This window comes from Methylobacterium sp. WL116, from assembly GCF_008039455.1.
Classification (GTDB): domain Bacteria; phylum Pseudomonadota; class Alphaproteobacteria; order Rhizobiales; family Beijerinckiaceae; genus Methylobacterium.
In genome coordinates, this window is sequence record NZ_VRUV01000342.1 from 1 (window position 1) to 4,953 (window position 4,953).

General features: G+C 71.6%; 5 protein-coding genes. 2 read left to right on the forward strand and 3 right to left on the reverse strand.

Features of this window, described 5'->3' with window-relative positions:
• Together FV223_RS19885 and FV223_RS30635 are read left to right on the forward strand one after the other, a co-directional pair.
• The coding region (locus FV223_RS19885) for a phytoene/squalene synthase family protein (protein WP_147728625.1) at window positions 1-811 on the forward strand (811 nt) is incomplete at its 5' end.
• Window positions 808-948: a hypothetical protein gene (locus FV223_RS30635; RefSeq protein ID WP_187274966.1), complete on the forward strand. Its 141-nt coding sequence runs from the start codon at window positions 808-810 to the stop codon at window positions 946-948. The genes FV223_RS19885 and FV223_RS30635, both read left to right, overlap by 4 nt.
• 96 nt (window positions 949-1,044) lie before the next feature.
• Here the strand turns inward: FV223_RS30635 and truB are convergent, their stop codons facing one another.
• From truB to infB, 3 genes are all read right to left on the reverse strand, one after another.
• Entirely contained in the window at window positions 1,045-2,031 is a 987-nt protein-coding gene (gene truB / locus FV223_RS19890; protein WP_243931682.1) for a tRNA pseudouridine(55) synthase TruB, read from the reverse strand.
• 166 nt (window positions 2,032-2,197) lie between these two features.
• On the reverse strand, window positions 2,198-2,632 hold the full coding sequence (gene rbfA, locus FV223_RS19895) for a 30S ribosome-binding factor RbfA (protein WP_147728627.1): 435 nt from the start codon (window positions 2,630-2,632) through the stop codon (window positions 2,198-2,200).
• Between the two features lie 114 nt (window positions 2,633-2,746).
• Window positions 2,747-4,953, reverse strand: a 2,207-nt coding sequence (infB, locus tag FV223_RS19900; RefSeq protein WP_147728628.1) for a translation initiation factor IF-2, incomplete at its 5' end; no start/stop codon positions are given.

Below are 4,953 nucleotides of genomic sequence, written 5' to 3' on the forward strand. Positions count from 1 at the left end.
CATCCATGCCGGCCACCCCGCCGACCATGCCGCCGACCGGGCGCTCGCCGACGTCGTCGCCGACCACGCGATCCCGCAGGCGCTGCCGGCGGCGTTGCTCGAAGGCCTCGCCTGGGACTCCGAAGGGCGGCGCTACGCGACCTTGAGCGCGCTCTGCGCCTACGCCGCCCGCGTCGCGGCCTCCGTCGGCGCGACGATGACGCTGATCATGGGCGTGCGCGATGCCGACGTGCTGGCGCGGGCCTGCGACCTCGGCGTGGCGATGCAGCTCACCAACATCGCCCGCGACGTCGGCGAGGATGCGCGGGCCGGCCGCCTCTACCTGCCGCTCGACTGGCTCGACGAGGCCGGCATCGATCCGGACGCTTTCCTGGCCGAGCCGGTCGCGACGGACGCGCTGCGCGACGTGGTCGCCCGGCTGCTCGCCGCCGCGGACGTGCTCTACGCCCGCTCGGAGGCCGGCATCGGCGGCCTGCCGCTCGCCTGCCGTCCGGCGATTCGGGCCGCGCGTCTGATCTATGCCGAGATCGGTACGGAGATCGTCCGGAACGGGTTCGACAGCGTCACCCGGCGCGCCCGCGTCGGGGCGGGGCGAAAGCTGCAGCTGCTCGCCCGCGCCGCGCTGCCGCTCGGTGGCGGCACCGAGCGCGACGCGCCGAGCCTGCCCGAGACCGCCTACCTCATCGAGGCCGTGCCGACGCGCACGCCCTTGGCCCGCCCCTGGTGGGACATCCCGGGCCAGGCGGTGCGGGTGCTCGAGATGATTGAGGCGTTGCGCGAGCGTGAGGCGACGGGGCGCGAGCCGGCGTGAGCGACCCGCTCTTCGCCGCCTTCGACATCGGGCTGGTCTTCGCGCTCGCCCTCGGGCTGGCGATCTGGCAGCTCGTCGCGCTCAGGCGCGGCATCCGGCGGGACCGCGCGGCGGCGAAGGTGGACCGCGGAGAGTAGCATCACGGACGGTTATTCCATCCGCGCTTTCCCTCCCCCCTCTGCGGGGGGAGGGAAGAGGCGCAAACCACACCGCCCCGGTTCACGCCATCGACGTCAGGATGCCCGGCCGGCGGCCGTTCCGCCGAGGTGGAACACCCGGTGGGGCACCAGCTCGCCGCGCTCGACGTCGCCCACCGCGACGAGGATGCCGCCGCAGGTCGCGAAGATCTTGCCCTCGACCGGCGCGTCGCGGCCGCGCAGGATCACCGACTGGCCGCGCATCAGGCGCATCGCCATGTCGCGCGAGACCGAGACGGAGGGGATCGCGTCGAGAGCGGTCTCGACCGGCATCAGGTGGGCGAGGCTGCCCTCGGGCCCGGCGGCGTCAAGCCCGGCGACGTTGCAGGAATCGGCCTCCGCGAACGGCCCGACCCGGGTGCGGCGCAGAGCCGAGACGTGGCCGCGGCAGCCGAGCATGCGCCCGAGGTCGCGCGCGAGCGCCCGCACGTAGGTGCCCTTGCCGCACTCGGCCTCGATCACCGTGCGGTCGGTCTCGTGCTCGACCACCGCGAGGCGATCGATCTGGACGGGACGCGCCACCAGCTCGACCACCTCGCCGTCGCGGGCGAGGTCGTAGGCGCGCTCGCCCTGGATCTTGATCGCCGAGTAGCGCGGCGGCACCTGCTCGATCGCGCCGACGAAGCTCGGCAGGGCGGCCTCGACCGCCGCGCGGGTCGGGCGGTCCTCGCTCGTCGCCACCGGGCGGCCCTCGGCGTCGTCGGTGTCGGTCTCGATGCCCCAGCTCACGGTGAAGCGGTAGGCCTTGCGGCCGTCCATCACGAAGGGGACGGTCTTGGTGGCCTCGCCGAGCGCGATCGGCAGGATCCCGGATGCCAGCGGATCGAGGGTGCCGGCATGCCCCGCCTTCTTGGCGTTGAAGGCGCGCTTCACCACCGCGACCGCGTGCGTCGAGGTCATGCCGACGCCCTTGTCGAGGATGACCCAGCCCGACACGTCGCGCTTCTTCGGCCGGTCGGGCCGCGGACCGCCGCGGGACGGGCGACGGCCCTCCTCGCTGCGGCGCTCGCCCGAAGACGGCATCTCGGGCGCGGAGACCGGATGCTCGGAGGTCGGGACGTCGTTCATGGAAACCTCGGTCGGCATCATGCTTTTTTACGTCAATCGGCGAAACGGAATCTGGATCGGTGCGCGCCCGCCTGCCGGTGCCGCGCCGCGATGGCGTCTTCGATCGGGTCGGGGCCGACCCTCACGGGCGCCCCCCGCCGACCTCCGCGTCGTCCTCGTCCGGCACTCCCTTGTCGAGGTCGCGCTGGACGCGCTCGTTGCGCAGCAGCGCGTCGATCCGCGCGGCCTCGTCGAACGTGTCGTCGCGCAGGAAGCGCAGCTCGGGGGCGAATTTGAGGTTCACCCGCCGGGCCACCTCCTGCCGGAGCGCCTTGCGGTTGCGCTCGAGCGCGGCGATCACCGGCGCCTCGTCCATGCCGCCGAGCGGCATCACGTAGGCGGTGGCGAGCTTGAGGTCGGGCGACATCCGAACTTCCGGCACGGTCACCACGTGGGTGCCGAGGACCGGATCCTGGATGTCGCCGCGCTGGAGCACCTCGGCCAGCGCGTGGCGCACGAGCTCGGCGACGCGCTGCTGGCGCTGGGTGGGGCCGTTCGGGTTGGGTTTCTGAGCCATTGTCTTCTGCGGTCCGGCACCGGGTCGTCGAGCAGACGAGGCAGGACTGGAGTACGAAAAAAGACGGCCGCGGCAGGAGCCGCGGCCGCCGTGTCGATGCGCTGTCGAACGCGATCAGAGCGTGCGGCGGATCTCTTCGACCCGGTAGCACTCGATGGTGTCGCCGGCGCGCATGTTCTCGAAGTTCTCGAACGCCATGCCGCAATCCTGGCCCGACGTGACTTCCTTCACGTCGTCCTTGAAGCGCTTCAGGGTCGAGAGCTTGCCCTCGTGGATCACCACGCTGTCGCGGATCAGGCGGACATGGGCGCCGCGCTGGACCACGCCGTCGGAGACGCGGCAACCGGCGACCTTGCCGACCTTCGAGACCTCGAAGATCTCCTGGATGAAGGCTTCGCCCAGGCGCTCCTCGCGGAGCGTCGGAGGCAGCATGCCCGACAGGGTCGCTTTGATGTCGTCCACGAGGTCGTAGATGATGTTGTAGTAGCGGATCTCGACGTCGTTGCGCTCGGCGAGCTCCCGCGCTTCCTTGTGGGCGCGGATGTTGAAGCCGATCACCACCGCCTTCGAGGCGGTCGCGAGGGTCACGTCCGACTCGGTGATGCCGCCGACGCCGGCGAGCAGGATCCGGGCCGAGACCTCGTCGTTGCCGAGCTTCTCCAACGCGCCCGAGATCGCCTCGACCGAGCCCTGCACGTCGCCCTTGATGATGACGGGCAGCTCCTTGCGGCCGGCGCCTTCCTTCAGGTCGCGCATCATGTCGACGAGCGAGCGATTGGCGCCGCCGGTGCGGGCGTTCTGGCGCTCGCGCTTCGTCCGGGCACGATACTCCGTGACCTCGCGGGCGCGGGCCTCGCTCGGCACCACGATCACGCGGTCGCCGGCATCCGGCGTGCCGTTGAAGCCGAGGACCTCCACCGGGACCGACGGTCCCGCGTACTGGATGTTCTCGCCCTGGTCGTCGATGAGCGCGCGGACGCGGCCCCATTCGGCCCCGGCGACGACGATGTCGCCGGTGAACAGGGTGCCGCGCTGCACCAGCACGGTCGCGACGGGGCCGCGGCCGCGATCGAGCTTGGCCTCGATGACCGTGCCCTCGCCGTCGCGCTTCTCGTTGGCGCGCAGGTTCATGATCTCGGCCTGCAGCTGCAGGCCCTCGAGCAGATCGGGCAGGCCGTCGCCGGTCTTGGCCGAAACCTCGAACTCCAGCGTCTCGCCGCCCATCGACTCGACCTGGATGTCGTGCTGGAGCAGCTCGGTGCGGACCCGCTGCGGGTTCGCCTCGGGCTTGTCGATCTTGTTGATCGCCAGGATCAGCGGAACGCCCGCCGCCTTGGCGTGCTGGATCGCCTCGATCGTCTGGGGCATCACGCCGTCGTCGGCCGCCACCACGAGCACGACGATGTCCGTCACCTTGGCGCCGCGGGCGCGCATGGAGGTGAAGGCCGCGTGGCCGGGGGTGTCGATGAAGGTGATCATGTCGCCCGACGGCGACGCGACCTGATAGGCGCCGATGTGCTGGGTGATGCCGCCGGCCTCGCCCTCGACCACGTTCTCCTTGCGGATCGCGTCGAGGAGCGACGTCTTGCCGTGGTCGACGTGGCCCATGATCGTGACGACCGGGGGACGGGGATCGAGATCCTCGTCGAGATCCGGCTCGTCGGAGGTCAGGCCCTCTTCCACGTCCGACTCGGCGACGCGGCGCACGGTGTGGCCCATCTCCTCGGCGATGAGCTGCGCCGAATCCGAGTCGATCACGTCGGTGATCTTGTGGATCTCGCCCTGCTTCATCAGCAGGCGGATCACGTCGACCGCCCGCTCCGACATGCGGTTGGCGAGCTCCTGGATCGTGATCGTCTCCGGGATCGTCACCTCACGCGACAGCTTCTCCTTCTGCTCGACCTGCCGGCTTCCGCTCATGCGCTGCTGGCGACGACGGAAGGAGGCGATCGAGCGGGTGCGCTCGTCCTCGCCGGACGTCGCGGTCGCGATGGTCAGGCGGCCGCGGTTGCGGTCGCCGCCGGGCTGCTTGGGCGTCTTCGGCGGCGTGATGATCTTCAGCGGCATGCCGGGACGGCGGATGACGCGCTTGGTCTCGCTCTCGTCCTCGTTCGCCGCCGGGCGGCCGGCCGGACGCGCAGCGGTCCCCGCGGGCCGTGCCGCGGTGGTCGGGCTCGCGCTCTTCTCGGGCTCGGGCGCCGGGGCGGGGCGCGCCATGAAGTTCAGGTTCTGCGGCTTGCGCACGTCCGCGGTGATGGTCTTGCGCGGCTCGGCCGGGGTCGGACGCGCGGTCAGCGGCGGCCGTGCGGCGGCCGGCGCAG